The sequence below is a fragment of the Bradyrhizobium sp. BR2003 genome (assembly GCF_009720285.1).
In the GTDB taxonomy this organism is placed as follows: Bacteria; Pseudomonadota; Alphaproteobacteria; order Rhizobiales; family Xanthobacteraceae; genus Bradyrhizobium; species Bradyrhizobium elkanii.
In genome coordinates, this window is sequence record NZ_SMYJ01000036.1 from 132,882 (window position 1) to 145,824 (window position 12,943).

Annotated in this window: 18 protein-coding genes; 8 read left to right on the forward strand and 10 right to left on the reverse strand. The window is 64.2% G+C overall.

The features are described from left to right. Positions 1-58: 58 nt before the first annotated feature. A complete protein-coding gene (locus E2I15_RS31445) occupies positions 59-922 on the reverse strand; it encodes an EamA family transporter (protein WP_137483288.1) in 864 nt (287 codons plus the stop codon). A 266-nt stretch (positions 923-1,188) separates the two neighbouring features. On the opposite strand from E2I15_RS31445, the gene leuB reads away from it, so the two are divergent. Then, positions 1,189-2,301, forward strand: coding sequence for a 3-isopropylmalate dehydrogenase (gene leuB, locus E2I15_RS31450; RefSeq protein WP_137483287.1), 1,113 nt, complete (start codon positions 1,189-1,191; stop codon positions 2,299-2,301). A 195-nt stretch (positions 2,302-2,496) separates the two neighbouring features. Here leuB and E2I15_RS31460 read toward each other — a convergent pair whose 3' ends face one another. Both E2I15_RS31460 and E2I15_RS31465 read right to left on the reverse strand, forming a co-directional pair. Further along, entirely contained in the window at positions 2,497-2,901 is a 405-nt protein-coding gene (locus E2I15_RS31460; protein ID WP_028337879.1) for a hypothetical protein, read from the reverse strand. Between the two features lie 177 nt (positions 2,902-3,078). Next, on the reverse strand, positions 3,079-3,873 hold the full coding sequence (locus E2I15_RS31465; RefSeq protein WP_137483286.1) for a hypothetical protein: 795 nt from the start codon (positions 3,871-3,873) through the stop codon (positions 3,079-3,081). A gap of 117 nt (positions 3,874-3,990) precedes the next feature. On the opposite strand from E2I15_RS31465, the gene E2I15_RS31470 reads away from it, so the two are divergent. Together E2I15_RS31470 and E2I15_RS31475 are read left to right on the forward strand one after the other, a co-directional pair. Continuing rightward, positions 3,991-5,025 carry an aspartate-semialdehyde dehydrogenase gene (locus E2I15_RS31470; protein WP_137483285.1) on the forward strand — a complete coding sequence of 345 codons (1,035 nt, stop codon included), beginning with the start codon at positions 3,991-3,993 and terminating at the stop codon, positions 5,023-5,025. A gap of 94 nt (positions 5,026-5,119) precedes the next feature. Further along, positions 5,120-5,680 (forward strand): TIGR00645 family protein, encoded by a 561-nt coding sequence (locus E2I15_RS31475; RefSeq protein ID WP_137483284.1) that lies wholly within the window; start codon positions 5,120-5,122, stop codon positions 5,678-5,680. A gap of 3 nt (positions 5,681-5,683) precedes the next feature. Here E2I15_RS31475 and E2I15_RS31480 read toward each other — a convergent pair whose 3' ends face one another. After that, positions 5,684-6,340 (reverse strand): carbonic anhydrase, encoded by a 657-nt coding sequence (locus E2I15_RS31480; RefSeq protein ID WP_028340853.1) that lies wholly within the window; start codon positions 6,338-6,340, stop codon positions 5,684-5,686. A gap of 142 nt (positions 6,341-6,482) precedes the next feature. On the opposite strand from E2I15_RS31480, the gene E2I15_RS31485 reads away from it, so the two are divergent. After that, positions 6,483-7,361: an HpcH/HpaI aldolase/citrate lyase family protein gene (locus E2I15_RS31485; protein WP_137483283.1), complete on the forward strand. Its 879-nt coding sequence runs from the start codon at positions 6,483-6,485 to the stop codon at positions 7,359-7,361. A gap of 117 nt (positions 7,362-7,478) precedes the next feature. On the opposite strand, the gene E2I15_RS31490 is transcribed toward E2I15_RS31485, so the two are convergent. The 5 genes from E2I15_RS31490 to E2I15_RS31510 form a co-directional block, all read right to left on the reverse strand. Continuing rightward, a complete protein-coding gene (locus tag E2I15_RS31490) occupies positions 7,479-7,838 on the reverse strand; it encodes a c-type cytochrome (RefSeq protein ID WP_137483282.1) in 360 nt (119 codons plus the stop codon). A gap of 31 nt (positions 7,839-7,869) precedes the next feature. Next, positions 7,870-8,283 (reverse strand): hypothetical protein, encoded by a 414-nt coding sequence (locus E2I15_RS31495; protein ID WP_137483281.1) that lies wholly within the window; start codon positions 8,281-8,283, stop codon positions 7,870-7,872. A 78-nt stretch (positions 8,284-8,361) separates the two neighbouring features. After that, positions 8,362-9,153, reverse strand: coding sequence for a hypothetical protein (locus E2I15_RS31500; protein ID WP_137483280.1), 792 nt, complete (start codon positions 9,151-9,153; stop codon positions 8,362-8,364). 93 nt (positions 9,154-9,246) lie between these two features. Continuing rightward, positions 9,247-9,849: a 3-isopropylmalate dehydratase small subunit gene (gene leuD / locus E2I15_RS31505; RefSeq protein WP_137483279.1), complete on the reverse strand. Its 603-nt coding sequence runs from the start codon at positions 9,847-9,849 to the stop codon at positions 9,247-9,249. Positions 9,850-9,954: 105 nt separating this feature from the next. After that, positions 9,955-10,353 (reverse strand): metallopeptidase family protein, encoded by a 399-nt coding sequence (locus tag E2I15_RS31510; RefSeq protein ID WP_137483278.1) that lies wholly within the window; start codon positions 10,351-10,353, stop codon positions 9,955-9,957. A gap of 115 nt (positions 10,354-10,468) precedes the next feature. On the opposite strand from E2I15_RS31510, the gene E2I15_RS31515 reads away from it, so the two are divergent. The 3 genes from E2I15_RS31515 to E2I15_RS31525 all read left to right on the forward strand — a co-directional run bounded on the left by E2I15_RS31515 (position 10,469) and on the right by E2I15_RS31525 (position 11,863). After that, positions 10,469-10,795 carry a hypothetical protein gene (locus E2I15_RS31515; protein ID WP_137483277.1) on the forward strand — a complete coding sequence of 109 codons (327 nt, stop codon included), beginning with the start codon at positions 10,469-10,471 and terminating at the stop codon, positions 10,793-10,795. Positions 10,796-11,169: 374 nt separating this feature from the next. Continuing rightward, positions 11,170-11,409, forward strand: coding sequence for a Slp family lipoprotein (locus E2I15_RS31520; RefSeq protein WP_137483276.1), 240 nt, complete (start codon positions 11,170-11,172; stop codon positions 11,407-11,409). 127 nt (positions 11,410-11,536) lie between these two features. Continuing rightward, on the forward strand, positions 11,537-11,863 hold the full coding sequence (locus E2I15_RS31525; RefSeq protein ID WP_155262667.1) for a hypothetical protein: 327 nt from the start codon (positions 11,537-11,539) through the stop codon (positions 11,861-11,863). A 75-nt stretch (positions 11,864-11,938) separates the two neighbouring features. Here E2I15_RS31525 and E2I15_RS31530 read toward each other — a convergent pair whose 3' ends face one another. Next, positions 11,939-12,232: a DUF1330 domain-containing protein gene (locus tag E2I15_RS31530; protein ID WP_170991788.1), complete on the reverse strand. Its 294-nt coding sequence runs from the start codon at positions 12,230-12,232 to the stop codon at positions 11,939-11,941. A gap of 157 nt (positions 12,233-12,389) precedes the next feature. On the opposite strand from E2I15_RS31530, the gene E2I15_RS31535 reads away from it, so the two are divergent. Further along, positions 12,390-12,902 (forward strand): hypothetical protein, encoded by a 513-nt coding sequence (locus E2I15_RS31535; protein ID WP_137483273.1) that lies wholly within the window; start codon positions 12,390-12,392, stop codon positions 12,900-12,902. Positions 12,903-12,943 lie beyond the last annotated feature (41 nt).

Below are 12,943 nucleotides of genomic sequence, written 5' to 3' on the forward strand. Positions count from 1 at the left end.
TTGTGACAGGCCGCGGCGGCGCTGCCCAGCGCCGATGCCCGCAACACTGTCTTGCGTATCAGGCAATCAGGACCAGCGCGACGCCGATCACGGTCAGCAGGGTGCCGCCGACGATCCGCGCGGTGATCTCGACATGCTTGAGCATGACAGCGCTCATCACCACGGTGACCAGCGGATAGATCGCGGCGAGCGGCGCCACCAGCGTGATCGGGCCGTTGCGGACCGCAGCGAACAGGCTGAGCGCGCTGAGCCCGTTGCTGATCCCGGTCAGCGCGAACCAGAATCTGCCCTCGCGCGGCGCCTGCACCATGAAGCTGCCCTTGCGGACCCGTTGCACGGTCAGCACCACCAGCGAGGACATGACGTAGCCGACCAGGCAGGCCCATAGCGGGCTTGGCCAGATCGCGAGGCCGAGCTTGGCGATTGGCGGCACGATGCCGCGCACCAGTGCGCTGGCGAGCGGCAGCAGCAGCGCCCAGCTGCGCCAATGGCCGAGGTCGCGCGGCCTCGTCACGGTGATGATGGCGGCGCCCGCGACCGCGACGACGAGGCCGATGAGCTGCTGCGGCAGCAGGGGCTCGTGCAGCAGCATCACGGCGGCGGTGACCGCAAACAGCGGCGCCAGATTGCCCAAGGTCGAGGTGATGACCGGTCCCAGCGCCCGGTTCGACGCAAAGGTCAGGAGCGTCAGCGAGGCCGGGAAGAACAGCCCGATCGCCATGAAGAACGGCAGTGCGCGCCAGACCACCGGCTCGCCGTGCAGGATCAGCGGCGACAGCACCAGGAACAGCAGGGTGAAAGTGGGTACGCTGATCGCGGCGCCCGACAGCGGCTCGACGGTGCGCAGGCCAAGCTGCGCCAGCACCACCCCGGCGCCGAGGAAAATCGCCGAGGCGAAGGCGTAGACGATGGCTGCGGTCATGAGGTCCGTCTTGTTGGCTTCTGAAGGCGCGGGTTGCTCGTTGGGGCCATTCTGGGCCGATCCGGGGTGCCTTGCCAATCCGGCTCCAGCGTTTTAGCACTCCGGCCGGATTTCCCCCCGCTCGTCATGCCCGGGCTCGACCCGGGCATCCATCCATCTTCAGAGAGGCCCTTCGAGGCGGGATGGATTGCCGGGTCACCTGTGCGAGGACGCGCTTCGCGCTCTTGCCCGGCAATGACAACAAACAGTTAGCTCGAGGTAACACCATGGCGACCCATAAACTGCTGCTTCTCCCCGGCGACGGCATCGGCCCCGAAGTGATGGCCGAGGTGCAACGCGTGATCGACTGGCTGAATGCGCAGGGCATCGCGAAGTTCGAGACCGAGCAGGGCCTGGTCGGCGGCTCGGCCTATGACGCCCACAAGGTGTCGATCTCCGAGGGTGACATGGCCAAGGCGACGGCGGCGGACGCCGTGATCTTCGGCGCGGTCGGCGGCCCGAAGTGGGACGGCGTGCCCTATGAGGTCCGTCCTGAGGCCGGCCTGCTGCGGCTGCGCAAGGATCTCGGCCTGTTCGCCAATCTGCGCCCGGCGGTGTGCTACCCGGCGCTCGCCGAGGCCTCGAGCTTGAAGCGCGAGGTGGTCGAGGGTCTCGACATCATGATCGTGCGCGAGCTCACCGGCGGCGTCTATTTCGGCGAACCGAAGACCATCACCGATCTCGGCAACGGCCAGAAGCGCGCGATCGACACTCAGGTCTACGACACCTACGAGATCGAGCGCATCGGCCGCGTCGCCTTCGACCTGGCGCGCAAGCGCAAGAACAAGGTGACGTCGATGGAGAAGCGCAACGTCATGAAGTCGGGCGTGCTCTGGAACGAGGTCATGACCCAGGTCCATGCACGCGAATACAAGGACGTCACGCTCGAGCACCAGCTCGCCGATTCCGGCGGCATGAACCTCGTCAAGGCGCCGAAGCAGTTCGACGTCATCGTGACAGACAATCTGTTCGGCGACATGCTGTCCGACATCGCGGCGATGCTGACCGGCTCGCTCGGCATGCTGCCGTCGGCCTCGCTCGGCGAAGTCGACTCGAAGACGAAGAAGCGGCGCTCGCTGTTCGAGCCGGTGCACGGCTCGGCGCCCGACATCGCAGGCCGAGGCCTCGCCAACCCGATCGCGATGATCTCGTCGTTCGGCATGGCGCTGCGCTATTCGTTCGACATGGGCGAGCTCGCCGACAAGGTCGATGCCGCGATCGCGGCCGTGCTCGCCAGCGGCCTGCGCACCGCCGACATCAAGTCGGAAGGCACCGCGCCGGCCAGCACGAGCCAGATGGGCGATGCGATCCTGAAGGAATTGCAGAAGCTGCACGCGTAACGGCTGCGCCGGCATTCCGGGACGATGCGAAGGCATCGAACTATGGTGCGCGCTTGCGCACCTGGGAATCTCGAGATTCCCCGATGCGCAATTGCGCATCTGAGGTCTGGTCCTTCGGACCATCCCGGAATGACGTCGAAACAAAAATGCCCGGCCGGAGCCGGGCATTTTCGTATCGGCGGTTCGCCGAAATTCTCAGTACAGCGGGAAATTCCGCGGATAGCCGCCGAGATCGGCCGGCGGGCTGAGCGGCTGGCGATCGATCGGGCGATTGTTGTTCTCGCGTGCGAACGTGGGGTAGCCGATCTCCGGCGGATACGCGTAGTCGTTAAACTTGCGATCGCCCGGCAGCACTTCGGTGCCGGCGTCGAGCCACGAGCGCGTGGTGACGTAAACGCGGGTGCGCGGACCCTGCTGGTAGACCCGGTTCGGACCCTGCGCGCCGTAATAGCGGCGGCCGTCGCGGTCATACTGCTCCTGCTGCTTGCGCTTGGCCGGGCTCTGCGCGCTGGCGGCGGTCATGCCGAACGCGGTTGCGGTGACGGCAGCCGCGGCAAGCAACACCACGAGCTTGTTCGCGGCAGGGAATTTCAAGGTCATCGCATCCTCGTCATTACGGCCCCGTCGGGGGCTGGCGCGTCCGCCAAAATCACTCGGAACACATTGTAGCCATGGTGGGGAGGCCGTCACTAGGTCAATTGCGCCACACCGGCCGAGATAATGCGTGTCCAAGCGCAAAAGTTTCATGAAAACCAGTGCCTTGCCACGGTCTCGCCATCAAAGGGCGCCGCGCAGGCGCGGGTTCTCGCTGCCCATGACCCAGTCGGCCGACAGGGCTGGCGCGCCGGAGGTAACGCAATCGGTGCGCTTGAGCTCGGCATGCGCGAACAGGGCGGCGAGCCGCGGATCGTTGCCCGCGGCGAGCAGCGTCAGGCGGTTCAGCATGCAGACGATCGCCGCGCGCCGGGCCGGCAGGCTGGTGCCCTGGCAGGTCCAGCCGGAGATCCGGAGGTCGGGCGCGTCGGCCTGCTTGAGGAAGCCGAGGCAGGCGCGGTCGCCGTCCTGCCGTGCCGGGCGCAGCACGTTGACGCTGCCAAACTTGCTGTCGACGATGCCGACCGCCTCGAGCTCGCGGACGCCGTTCGGGTCGAGCCGCCCGGCAATCTCGGTGACCGCAGGCCCCATGGTCTCGCCGCCGGGGCGGTAGATTTCCAGCTCGGCGACCGCTGCACCATTGGCATCGGCCCAGCGGAAGACGTCCTTGCGGCCGCCTTCGGGGTGCCGGAAGATCTCATAAGTCTCTGTTTTATCTCGCAGATCGAGCCGGCTCACGGCAAACGCCGGCGCCGTGCGGCCGGCCGGACTCCAGCTCGCGGCGGCAGGGGCCGCCATCGCCGTTGCGTCGGGCAGCTGCTTCCATAGATAGTTGCCGAGGACGACGAACAGCGCGAGCACGGCGACATAGGCGAACAGCCAGGAGAGCGTGGCGTACACCTCGTCGACGAAGCTCGTCAGCGCTGACGGATTTCTCGTATGATGGGGCGCGGCCGGATCGACTCGAAATAAACGCATCAAAACGCTCAAAAAGCTACGCAACGTTGTCTTGACGGGGTTTCTCGCATAGAAGCGCTGCCTCTTCCCTTTCCGCAGCTGGCGGGGGAACGGGCATTTTTCGTCGGAGAGTGAACGATGGGTTACAAAGTCGCGGTGGTCGGAGCGACCGGCAATGTCGGGCGCGAAATGCTCAACATTCTCGACGAGCGCAAATTCCCCGCCGACGAGGTCGTCGTGCTGGCCTCGCGCCGCAGCGTCGGCATCGAGGTCTCCTATGGCGACCGCACGCTGAAGGTGAAGGCGCTCGAGCACTATGACTTCTCCGACATCGACATCTGCCTGATGTCGGCCGGCGGCTCGGTCTCCAAGGAATGGTCGCCCAGGATCGGCGCCGCCGGCGCGGTCGTGATCGACAACTCCTCGGCGTGGCGCATGGACCCCGACGTGCCGCTGATCGTGCCCGAGGTGAACGCGGATGCGACCGCCGGCTTCACCAAGAAGAACATCATCGCCAACCCGAACTGCTCGACCGCGCAGCTCGTGGTCGCGCTGAAGCCGCTGCACGACAAGGCGACGATCACGCGCGTCGTGGTCTCGACCTATCAATCGGTGTCGGGCGCCGGCAAGGACGCGATGGACGAATTGTTCTCGCAGACCAAGGCCGTCTACACCAACGATGAGCTGGTCAATAAGAAGTTTCCGAAGCGCATCGCCTTCAACGTCATTCCTCAGATCGACGTCTTCATGGAAGACGGCTACACCAAGGAAGAGTGGAAGATGATGGCGGAGACCAAGAAGATCCTCGATCCGAAGATCAAGCTCGCCGCGACCTGCGTGCGCGTGCCGGTCTTCGTCGGTCACTCCGAAGCCGTCAACGTCGAGTTCGCCAATCCGATCACGCCGGACGAGGCGCGCAACATCCTGCGCAATGCGCCGGGCTGCCTCGTGATCGACAAGCACGAGCCGGGCGGCTACGTCACGCCCTATGAGGCCGCCGGCGAGGACGCCACCTATATCAGCCGGATCCGCGAGGATGCGACGGTGGAGAACGGCCTGTCGTTCTGGTGCGTGTCGGACAATCTGCGCAAGGGCGCGGCGCTGAATGCCGTGCAGATCGCCGAGGTCCTGATCAACCGCAAGCTGATCACCGCCAAGCAGAAGGCGGCCTAGCAGCACGATCCGGAAAAGTGCGAAGCGGTTTTCCGAGAAGATCGTGCGCAAATAACCGGCGAGCATAGCGAGACGGCGTCAGGAAGCGCGTGCCATGGCGGAAGCGGAACAACCGGCGACCTATCGGCCCAATCCGACGCTCAAGCGCGTTGAACGTCGTTTCGAGAACCTGCTCTTCAACAGCCGCTGGCTGATGGCGCCGTTCTATTTCGGCCTCGTCATCAGCCTCGCGGCGTTGCTGCTCAAGTTCTGCATGGAGCTGTGGCACTTCATCCTGCATGTGCCGGATGCCAAGGAATCCGACATCATTCTCGGCGTGCTGGCGCTGATCGACATCTCGCTGACCGGCAATCTGATCCTGATCGTGGTGTTTTCCGGTTACGAGAATTTCGTCTCGAAGATCGATCCGGAAGGGCACCCGGATTGGCCGGACTGGATGACCAAGGTCGATTTCGGCGGCCTGAAGCAAAAGCTGCTGGCGTCGATCGTCGCGATCTCGGCCATTCAGGTGCTGAAGGCGTTCATGAACATCGATACCGTCTTCGATCCCAGCAAGCTCGCCTGGCTGGTCGGCGTGCACCTGGTGTTCGTGGTCTCGGCCTTCATGCTCGCGATCTCCGACCGCTGGGGTAGCAGCCATCACGGCGGGGAGTAGATTCTATCCGCCTGATTTCAGCTCGTCGCGGACACTGATGAATTCCTTCGCGACCCGGTCGAGCACGAACAGCGAGCCTTCGGCGACGCCGAAATAGGCGCCGTGCAGCTGCATCTCGCCGCTCTCCACACGTTCGCGCACGAACGGGAAGGTCATCAGGTTCTCCAGCGAGCGGAACACCGCGGCCTTCTCGATACGGACGACGAAGTCCTGCATCGTCTCATGCTCGCGTTGCTCGACGACCTCGCCGGGCTTGATGAACATCTGCATCCATTTACCGATGAAGTCGCCGGGGGTGAGCGGCTTGATCTTGTCGACGAAGGCGCGGATGCCGCCGCACTGCGCGTGGCCCAGCACCACGATATTCTTCACCTTCAAAACGGTCACGGCGTATTCCAGGGCGGCCGAGACGCCGTGGGCGTTGCTGTCGGGCTGATAGACAGGAACCAGGTTCGCGATGTTGCGGACCACGAACAATTCGCCGGGGCCGGCGTCGAAGATCACCTCCGGCGAGACGCGGGAATCGCAGCAGCCGATCACCATGGTCTCGGGAAACTGGCCGCGCTCCGACAGGTCGCGGTAGCGCGACTGCTCGGTCGGCAGCCGCTGGGTCGCGAACGTCCGGTAGCCGTCGATCAACTGCTTCGGAAAGAATTTCATGGCCTCTGGCTAACCACATGCGGGTGACGGGAACAAGACTTTCGGCGTGTGGCCTGAGATGATAGGGCAGCGTTGAAGAATGGTTCCGCCCGATGCCCAAACAATGGACACTGGCGGAGCCCAAGCCCCCAGGAGAATGTCGATGACCCGTCCGCGCCGCAGCCTGTTGTTCATGCCGGGATCGAATGCACGGGCGCTGGAAAAGGCCCGGACGCTGCCGGCGGACGGCATTATCCTCGACCTGGAGGATTCCGTTGCCCCCGACGCCAAGGCCACGGCGCGGGAGCAGATCGCCAAGGCGGTCGCGGCCAAGGGCTTTGGCAAGCGCGAGGTCCTGATCCGCATCAACGCGCTCGACACGCCCTGGTGGGTCGACGACATCGGCATGGCCGGCAAGGCGCAGCCGGACGGCATCCTGGTTCCCAAGATTTCGACCGTCGACGATCTCAACGCCGTCGCCGATCGCCTCAGCGACATCAATGCGCCTGCCTCGATCCGGGTCTGGGCGATGATCGAAACCGCGCGCGCGGTGCTCGACGCCGACAAGCTGGCCGCGGCCTCGAAGGATTCCGAAACCCGGCTCGCCGGCTTCGTGTTCGGGCCGAACGACATTGCGCGCGAAACCCGGATCCGGATGAAGCCGGGCCGCGCGGCGATGATCCCGATGATCACGCATTGCATCCTGGCGACCCGCGCGCACGGCCTCGAGATCCTCGACGGACCCTACAGCGACATCAGCAATGTCGACGGCTTCGCCGAGGAATGCGCGCAGGGCCGCGATCTCGGCTTCGACGGCAAGACGCTGATCCATCCGAGCCACATCGATGCCTGCAACGCGATCTTCACGCCGCCCGAGGCCGAGGTCGCCGAGGCGCGCAAGATCATTGCCGCCTTCGAGAAGCCGGAGAACGCCTCGCGCGGCGCGATCCAGCTCGACGGCCGCATGGTCGAGCGCCTGCACGCCGAGATGGCCAAGCGCACCATCGCGATCGCCGATGCGATCGCCGCGATGGGGTCGTGATAACCGTCCCGCGACGGCAAGAGCTTCGGCTCTGATTGAATCAGAACCAAAGCTCTTGCTCCTTGTCTTGACGCGTTTTCTTCACGCGAACCGGTATCCGCTTCGCTCGAAAACGCTCTACCTATATTTTAGGCTCAGAATGTAGTCGACGAGGTCGTCGGCCTGGCCCGGCCCAATGATGATGTTAGGCATCGTCGGGTGACTAGTCTGCAGGAATACCTTGAGCGAGAGGGCCGTCGTCGAGGGCCGGTTGGCGATTGCGGCGAAATCCGGCGGCACTCTCTTCGCGCCCGCCGCGACCGCACCGATCGTATGGCATTCCATGCACCAGGCCTCGGCCAGCCTACGTCCCGCGGTAATGCTTTCCGATTGTGGTTCGGCGCCATTGGCATTGTGCATACGCAATAGAAAGAGCGCCGCCGCCGCAACCGTCAAGGCCAATGCCACGCGGTACCAAGCGACCTGCCGACCCTGCATCCCGACACCTCGCTAGCTAGCCGACCCGTGTTCACTTCTCGACCAAATCGCCCAAGGCATCGATCGTCGAAGCGTTAAGACAATATCGATGATAGCGCGCAGGCGAGACGCCGGCAGCGAGGTCATCCTCGCATTGACGCTTGTGGTTACACAGGCTGCAGACCCGCTCCATGTCGCGCAGAACCAGAGGCTCGGTGCGTGCCAGTTTCTCTTGATCGATTCCGAGCGCCTCAAGCAGCTTTGGCAGTTCGTCGGCACTGTGTGACCCCTGGCGCACCAACTCATTGAGGTCGCCCGGGCTGATTCGCAGGTCGCTCGCAATCTGGTTGAAGCTTGCGGTATCGAGCTCCCGCAATTCGCCGAGTTCCTTGCGATGCTTCAGCCAATCGCCGAAAACGTCGATCAAGTATCGGAGAACGGGGTAAACCTTTGCTTCGGTGGTCATGGCGGACCCCTCCGACGGTGAGAGCCTGTCCAATAAGACCACAATGGCGCAATCCGCTGTTGCGCCAGATCAAACAGGTCAACCCTGTCCGAAATGCTCCGCCGCCCACGCATAGAGGCTGCCGGGGATCGGCGCCTCCTTGCCGCGTCCCTTCGGCGAGATATGCAGGCCGATGATCCCGGGATCGTTCAAGTAGCGCGAAAAATCCGACGGCTCGAAGAACAGTCTCGGCTCGGCGTGTACCGCATAGAACGAACGCTTCGGCAGCGCGTGCTGCAATTCGCCGGCGCGGCGCGCCAGCGCGGTCAGCGCCGCCGGGCCGTAGATCGCGACGCGAATGTCGGCGAGGCGGTTGGATTTGCCGCGCAGCCGGCGCATCGCAAAGGTCAGGCGGTGCCGCAGCGCCAGCCAGTCCGGGATCAACTCGTCCTGCTGCATCAGCGCCTCGAAGGCGCGCACGATCGGATCATCCTGCGGCAGATACAGCACGGAGTTGCCGAGCTGCCGCGGCCGCTCCCAGGCAAAATAGGGCTTTGCCGGATCGAACTCGACGCCCTTCAGCAGCAGCACGTCGGCGTCGAGCCAGAGGCCGGCGCGCTGCGCCATCAGGCGCATGCGGAAGAAGTCGCTGAACTGCAGCATGGTCCAGTCGCGCCACGAGCCGTCGGGCTCCGCCGGGCGCAGCTTCTCCGCGAACGAATGCGGCAGCACGGCCTCGGCTTCGGCATTGCCGATACCGTCGGGCAGGCCGGGAATCGGATCGAAGCTGTAGACGGTGACCTTGTGCCCCGCCGCCGCCTGCGAGCGCAGGCAGGTCTGACGCAGTGCGTCCATCGAGCCGTGCCAGAAGGTGACGATGTCAGGCAGCATGCGCGTCAGCTATCAGCGGGTTTGCGGCGAGCGAATTTGGCAAAGAAAAGCCCCGGCGCCTGACGGCACCGGGGCACGATGATGCGCTGAGCCTCAAGCCCAGGCACGTTCCTTGAGCTTGGCCTCGTAGCTGTCGATCGACGTCTTCTTCTCCATCGTCAGGCCGATGTCGTCGAGGCCGTTGATCAGGCAGTGCTTGCGGAACGGGTCGATCTCGAACTTGACCTTGCCGCCGTCCGGACCGCGGATCTCCTGGTTGGGGAGGTCGATGGTCAGCGTCGCGTTGGCGCCGCGCTCGGCGTCGTCGAACAGCTTGTCGAGGTCCTCCTGCGACACGCGGATCGGCAGGATGCCGTTCTTGAAGCAGTTGTTGTAGAAGATGTCGCCGAACGAGGTCGAGACCACGCAGCGGATGCCGAAATCGAGCAGTGCCCAAGGTGCGTGCTCGCGGCTCGAGCCGCAGCCGAAATTGTCGCCGGCGACCAGCACCTTCGCGTTGCGATAGGCGGGCTGGTTGAGGACGAAATCCGGGTTCTCGCTGCCGTCATCCTTGTAACGCTGCTCGGAGAAAAGCCCCTTGCCAAGGCCGGTACGCTTGATGGTCTTGAGGTACTGCTTCGGAATGATCATGTCGGTGTCGACATTGATGATCTTCAGCGGCGCCGCGACGCCTTCCAGCGTGGTGAACTTGTCCATCGGTGCTCTTCCCAGGCAAAAGATAGCGGATATCGGCAGGATGTTTATCGCGAATGTGACAGCGGTAAAAGGGCCATTTCTGCAGGGCTGCAGCCCTTTTCCGTTTTAGCCCGCATCGGCCTCAATCGCCTCCATATCGGCGTCGGAGAGGCCGAAATGGTGCCCAATCTCATGGATCAGCACGTGGCGGATGATGTGACCGAGGGTCTCGTCGTGTTCGGCCCAGTAGTCCAGGATCGGCCGGCGGTACAGCCAGATCAGGTTCGGCAGCCGGGCCACGTCGCCATGGCTCCGCTGTGGCAGGCCGATGCCGTGAAACAGGCCGAGCAGGTCGAACTCGCTCTCGGCCTGCATCTCGTCGAGCACCTCGTCGGTCGGGAAATCGTCGACGCGGATGATCAGACCCTCGCAGAGGGCCCGGAACGCCTTGGGCAGGCGCTCGAAAACCTCGTGCGCCATGGCCTCCATCTCGGCGAGCGAGGGGGCTTTTTCTGTGGTCCACATGACACTCCTTTAGCGCGAGTGCTATCGGCGGCGCCAGCGCAGTTGACCTTGGCGGCGCAATGGGAGACCGTGCTGCCCACGAATGGGGCTCAAGAATCGAGCTTGGGTGGGCGTAATGAAACGGATCGTGGCGGTAGCGCTGTTGGCTGGTGCAGTCGGGCTCTCGCTCCCGGCAGCGGAGGCGCAGGCACAGAGCGCGGCAGCTGAGGCGCGCGTCGGCGAGGCGGCACCGGTCGTGCGCGAGCGCGTCGTCGAGCGCCGCCGGCTGAAGCGCGTGCCGATCTACCGGTCCCAACCCGATCATTGGGAACCCGATGTCATCCCGCGCTACAATCCCGGTCCGAACGCCGTGCGCGACTGCACCGCGACTTATGTGCAGGAGCACCGGCCGAGCGGTACGGTGATCACGCCGCGCATGAACTGCTTCTGGCGGCCGGGCTAGTTACGCAGATGTCGGCGCGTCGCGCCGATCATCGCAACAGCCGCGATCAATCCTGCCGTTCCCACACCATGCGACCATCGTCTATGCCGGATTTACGCATTGACACGAAAATCCTGCGGCTGTGTCGGAACCTGAAGCGCGCTGGCAGCATTCATGATCGTGGCGCAGTTATTCACTTTCCATTCACGTCGTCCGCATTCTGCTAGCGATCTGCGTCGCGGCAACGGGTCGATTCGAAAGCTCAAGCGTTTTCCAGCGAAGCCTGTCCCGCACGTGATGCGGGATGGATACCGGTTTGCGTAAGGAAAACGCGTCAAGCAGAAGTTCGGGTCGTCGTTGCAAGACGTGACTTCAAGGGATCAAGGAGACAATTCATGAAAGCGATGAAGGTTCTGGGGCTCGCGGCTGTCGGTGCCGTGTTGGTATTGGCGGCGCCGGCCGAGCGTGCAAGCGCGATGTCGCTCGCCACGCCGGGCACAGCCGCAACGGTTCAGGACAACGCGAACCAGGCGAGCACGCAGGTACGCTGGGGCGGGCGCGGCTGGCATCGTGGCTGGCATCGCGGACATCACCGCGGCTGGGGCTGGGGGCATCGTCGCCACTGGCGCCGTTGATCGCGCGGCGTATCAGCGCAGTTGAGACACAGGCCCGTGAGCGGCGGGCCTGTTGTCGTTCTCAGCCATCAAACCGGCAGATTCGCCCACGCGGGATGATATCAATCGCAATCTGCAGGAGTTGATCATGATGAGATGGATCGGTGTTGCGGCTGTCGCGTGTGCATTCGCGTTGACAGCGCCGGCATCGGCAACCGCCGCGGCAGCAGCCAAGCCGCAGGCCGCGGCACCACAGCGGCAAGCAGGCAAGGCAACTGATATCAGCGCGCAGCGCCATCATCACCACTACCATCGTCGCCACCATCACCACGGCTACCGGCCGTACTACCGGCCCTACTCCGATTATCGGCCGTACGGCTCCTATTACTACGGGAGGCCCTCTTACTATCGGCCGTACCCATATGCCGCGCCGGCGCCATTCACCTTCGGCTTCGGGTTCGGCCCGTTCTGGTAATGCGCGCAGTCGCGCCGGGCGCGACATCAGCCGTGCAACAACGGAGCAGCTCCGATCGGAGCTGCTCCGTCCGCCTCAGGGCGCGAAGCCCTTCGCCAGCAGCACAACGCCCTGCGCACCCGCCTTGCGATCCCTCGAGATCTCGACATACTCGGGCGACTCCGACCAGGCACGGAATGCGGCTTCGTCAGGGAACGACATCAGAACCAGCTTGTCGCGATCCCAGCTGCCCTCGAGCACCGCGGGCTGCTCGTCTGCCGACAGCAGGCGTCCATTGAACTTCCTGAACACGTCGAAGAAGCGCGCCTGATACCGATCATAGGCGGCGCGATCGGTCATCTTGAGTTGCACGATCACATAGACAGTCACTGGCGTTCCTCCGGACGTTTCGTCGCTGCGTTTTGCGCGTTCATGGCGCATTCACTCAGCGGTTTCTAGCGTGATGCCGGGAGCGACTGCAATGAACGCAATGAAGCCTGCTGCCATGCAGCGTGGTGCTCGTTGCCGTTGTCAGGGAGGTTCAGAGATGAGGGAGAGCTATTTGCGGCGCGGATTGGTGCGCCGTCTCGGCGTTGCGGCGGCCGCGGTCTTCGCGTTGTCGGTCGCTTCGCAGCAGCGCGCCGAAGCGCTGTCGCTGGTGAGCCCGGGCACCGCGCCCGCGGCAAAGTCTGCGGCCGATGCCATGACGACCCAGGTCCGGCACGGCGGTGGCCACGGCGGTGGAGGTTTTCATGGTGGCGGCTTCCGCGGTGGCGGGTTTCACGGCGGTGGGTTCCGCGGCTTCCATGGTGGCGGCTTCCATCGCCATTATGGCGGTTACCACCGCTTCTATGGCGGCGGTTACCGCTACGGCTATCGGCCGTACTACCGCCGACACTTCCATCATCGGCGCTTCTTCTACGGATCGTCCTACTATTACCCGGCCTACTATCATCACCGCCGTTGCCGGGTGGTCTGGACCTATTACGGTCCGCGCCGGATCTGCCGGCCATGGTGGCACCACCGCCACTACTGGCGGCCGTACCGGGTCTATTGGTAAAGTCTGAAACGACAGCGGGCGCCTCACGGCGCCCGTCTTGT

What these genes read in the sequence shown, in the direction of transcription:
- E2I15_RS31510 (WP_137483278.1), bottom strand. Translation starts at nt 10,353, where the DNA reads ATGTGGACCACAGAAAAAGCCCCCTCGCTCGCCGAGATGGAGGCCATG.
- E2I15_RS31495 (WP_137483281.1), bottom strand. Translation starts at nt 8,283, where the DNA reads ATGACCACCGAAGCAAAGGTTTACCCCGTTCTCCGATACTTGATCGAC.
- E2I15_RS31515 (WP_137483277.1), top strand. Translation starts at nt 10,469, where the DNA reads ATGAAACGGATCGTGGCGGTAGCGCTGTTGGCTGGTGCAGTCGGGCTC.
- E2I15_RS31460 (WP_028337879.1), bottom strand. Translation starts at nt 2,901, where the DNA reads ATGACCTTGAAATTCCCTGCCGCGAACAAGCTCGTGGTGTTGCTTGCC.
- E2I15_RS31490 (WP_137483282.1), bottom strand. Translation starts at nt 7,838, where the DNA reads ATGCAGGGTCGGCAGGTCGCTTGGTACCGCGTGGCATTGGCCTTGACG.
- E2I15_RS31465 (WP_137483286.1), bottom strand. Translation starts at nt 3,873, where the DNA reads ATGCGTTTATTTCGAGTCGATCCGGCCGCGCCCCATCATACGAGAAAT.
- E2I15_RS31520 (WP_137483276.1), top strand. Translation starts at nt 11,170, where the DNA reads ATGAAAGCGATGAAGGTTCTGGGGCTCGCGGCTGTCGGTGCCGTGTTG.
- leuB (WP_137483287.1), top strand. Translation starts at nt 1,189, where the DNA reads ATGGCGACCCATAAACTGCTGCTTCTCCCCGGCGACGGCATCGGCCCC.
- E2I15_RS31525 (WP_155262667.1), top strand. Translation starts at nt 11,537, where the DNA reads ATGATGAGATGGATCGGTGTTGCGGCTGTCGCGTGTGCATTCGCGTTG.
- E2I15_RS31500 (WP_137483280.1), bottom strand. Translation starts at nt 9,153, where the DNA reads ATGCTGCCTGACATCGTCACCTTCTGGCACGGCTCGATGGACGCACTG.
- leuD (WP_137483279.1), bottom strand. Translation starts at nt 9,849, where the DNA reads ATGGACAAGTTCACCACGCTGGAAGGCGTCGCGGCGCCGCTGAAGATC.
- E2I15_RS31470 (WP_137483285.1), top strand. Translation starts at nt 3,991, where the DNA reads ATGGGTTACAAAGTCGCGGTGGTCGGAGCGACCGGCAATGTCGGGCGC.
- E2I15_RS31475 (WP_137483284.1), top strand. Translation starts at nt 5,120, where the DNA reads ATGGCGGAAGCGGAACAACCGGCGACCTATCGGCCCAATCCGACGCTC.
- E2I15_RS31445 (WP_137483288.1), bottom strand. Translation starts at nt 922, where the DNA reads ATGACCGCAGCCATCGTCTACGCCTTCGCCTCGGCGATTTTCCTCGGC.
- E2I15_RS31480 (WP_028340853.1), bottom strand. Translation starts at nt 6,340, where the DNA reads ATGAAATTCTTTCCGAAGCAGTTGATCGACGGCTACCGGACGTTCGCG.
- E2I15_RS31535 (WP_137483273.1), top strand. Translation starts at nt 12,390, where the DNA reads ATGAGGGAGAGCTATTTGCGGCGCGGATTGGTGCGCCGTCTCGGCGTT.
- E2I15_RS31485 (WP_137483283.1), top strand. Translation starts at nt 6,483, where the DNA reads ATGACCCGTCCGCGCCGCAGCCTGTTGTTCATGCCGGGATCGAATGCA.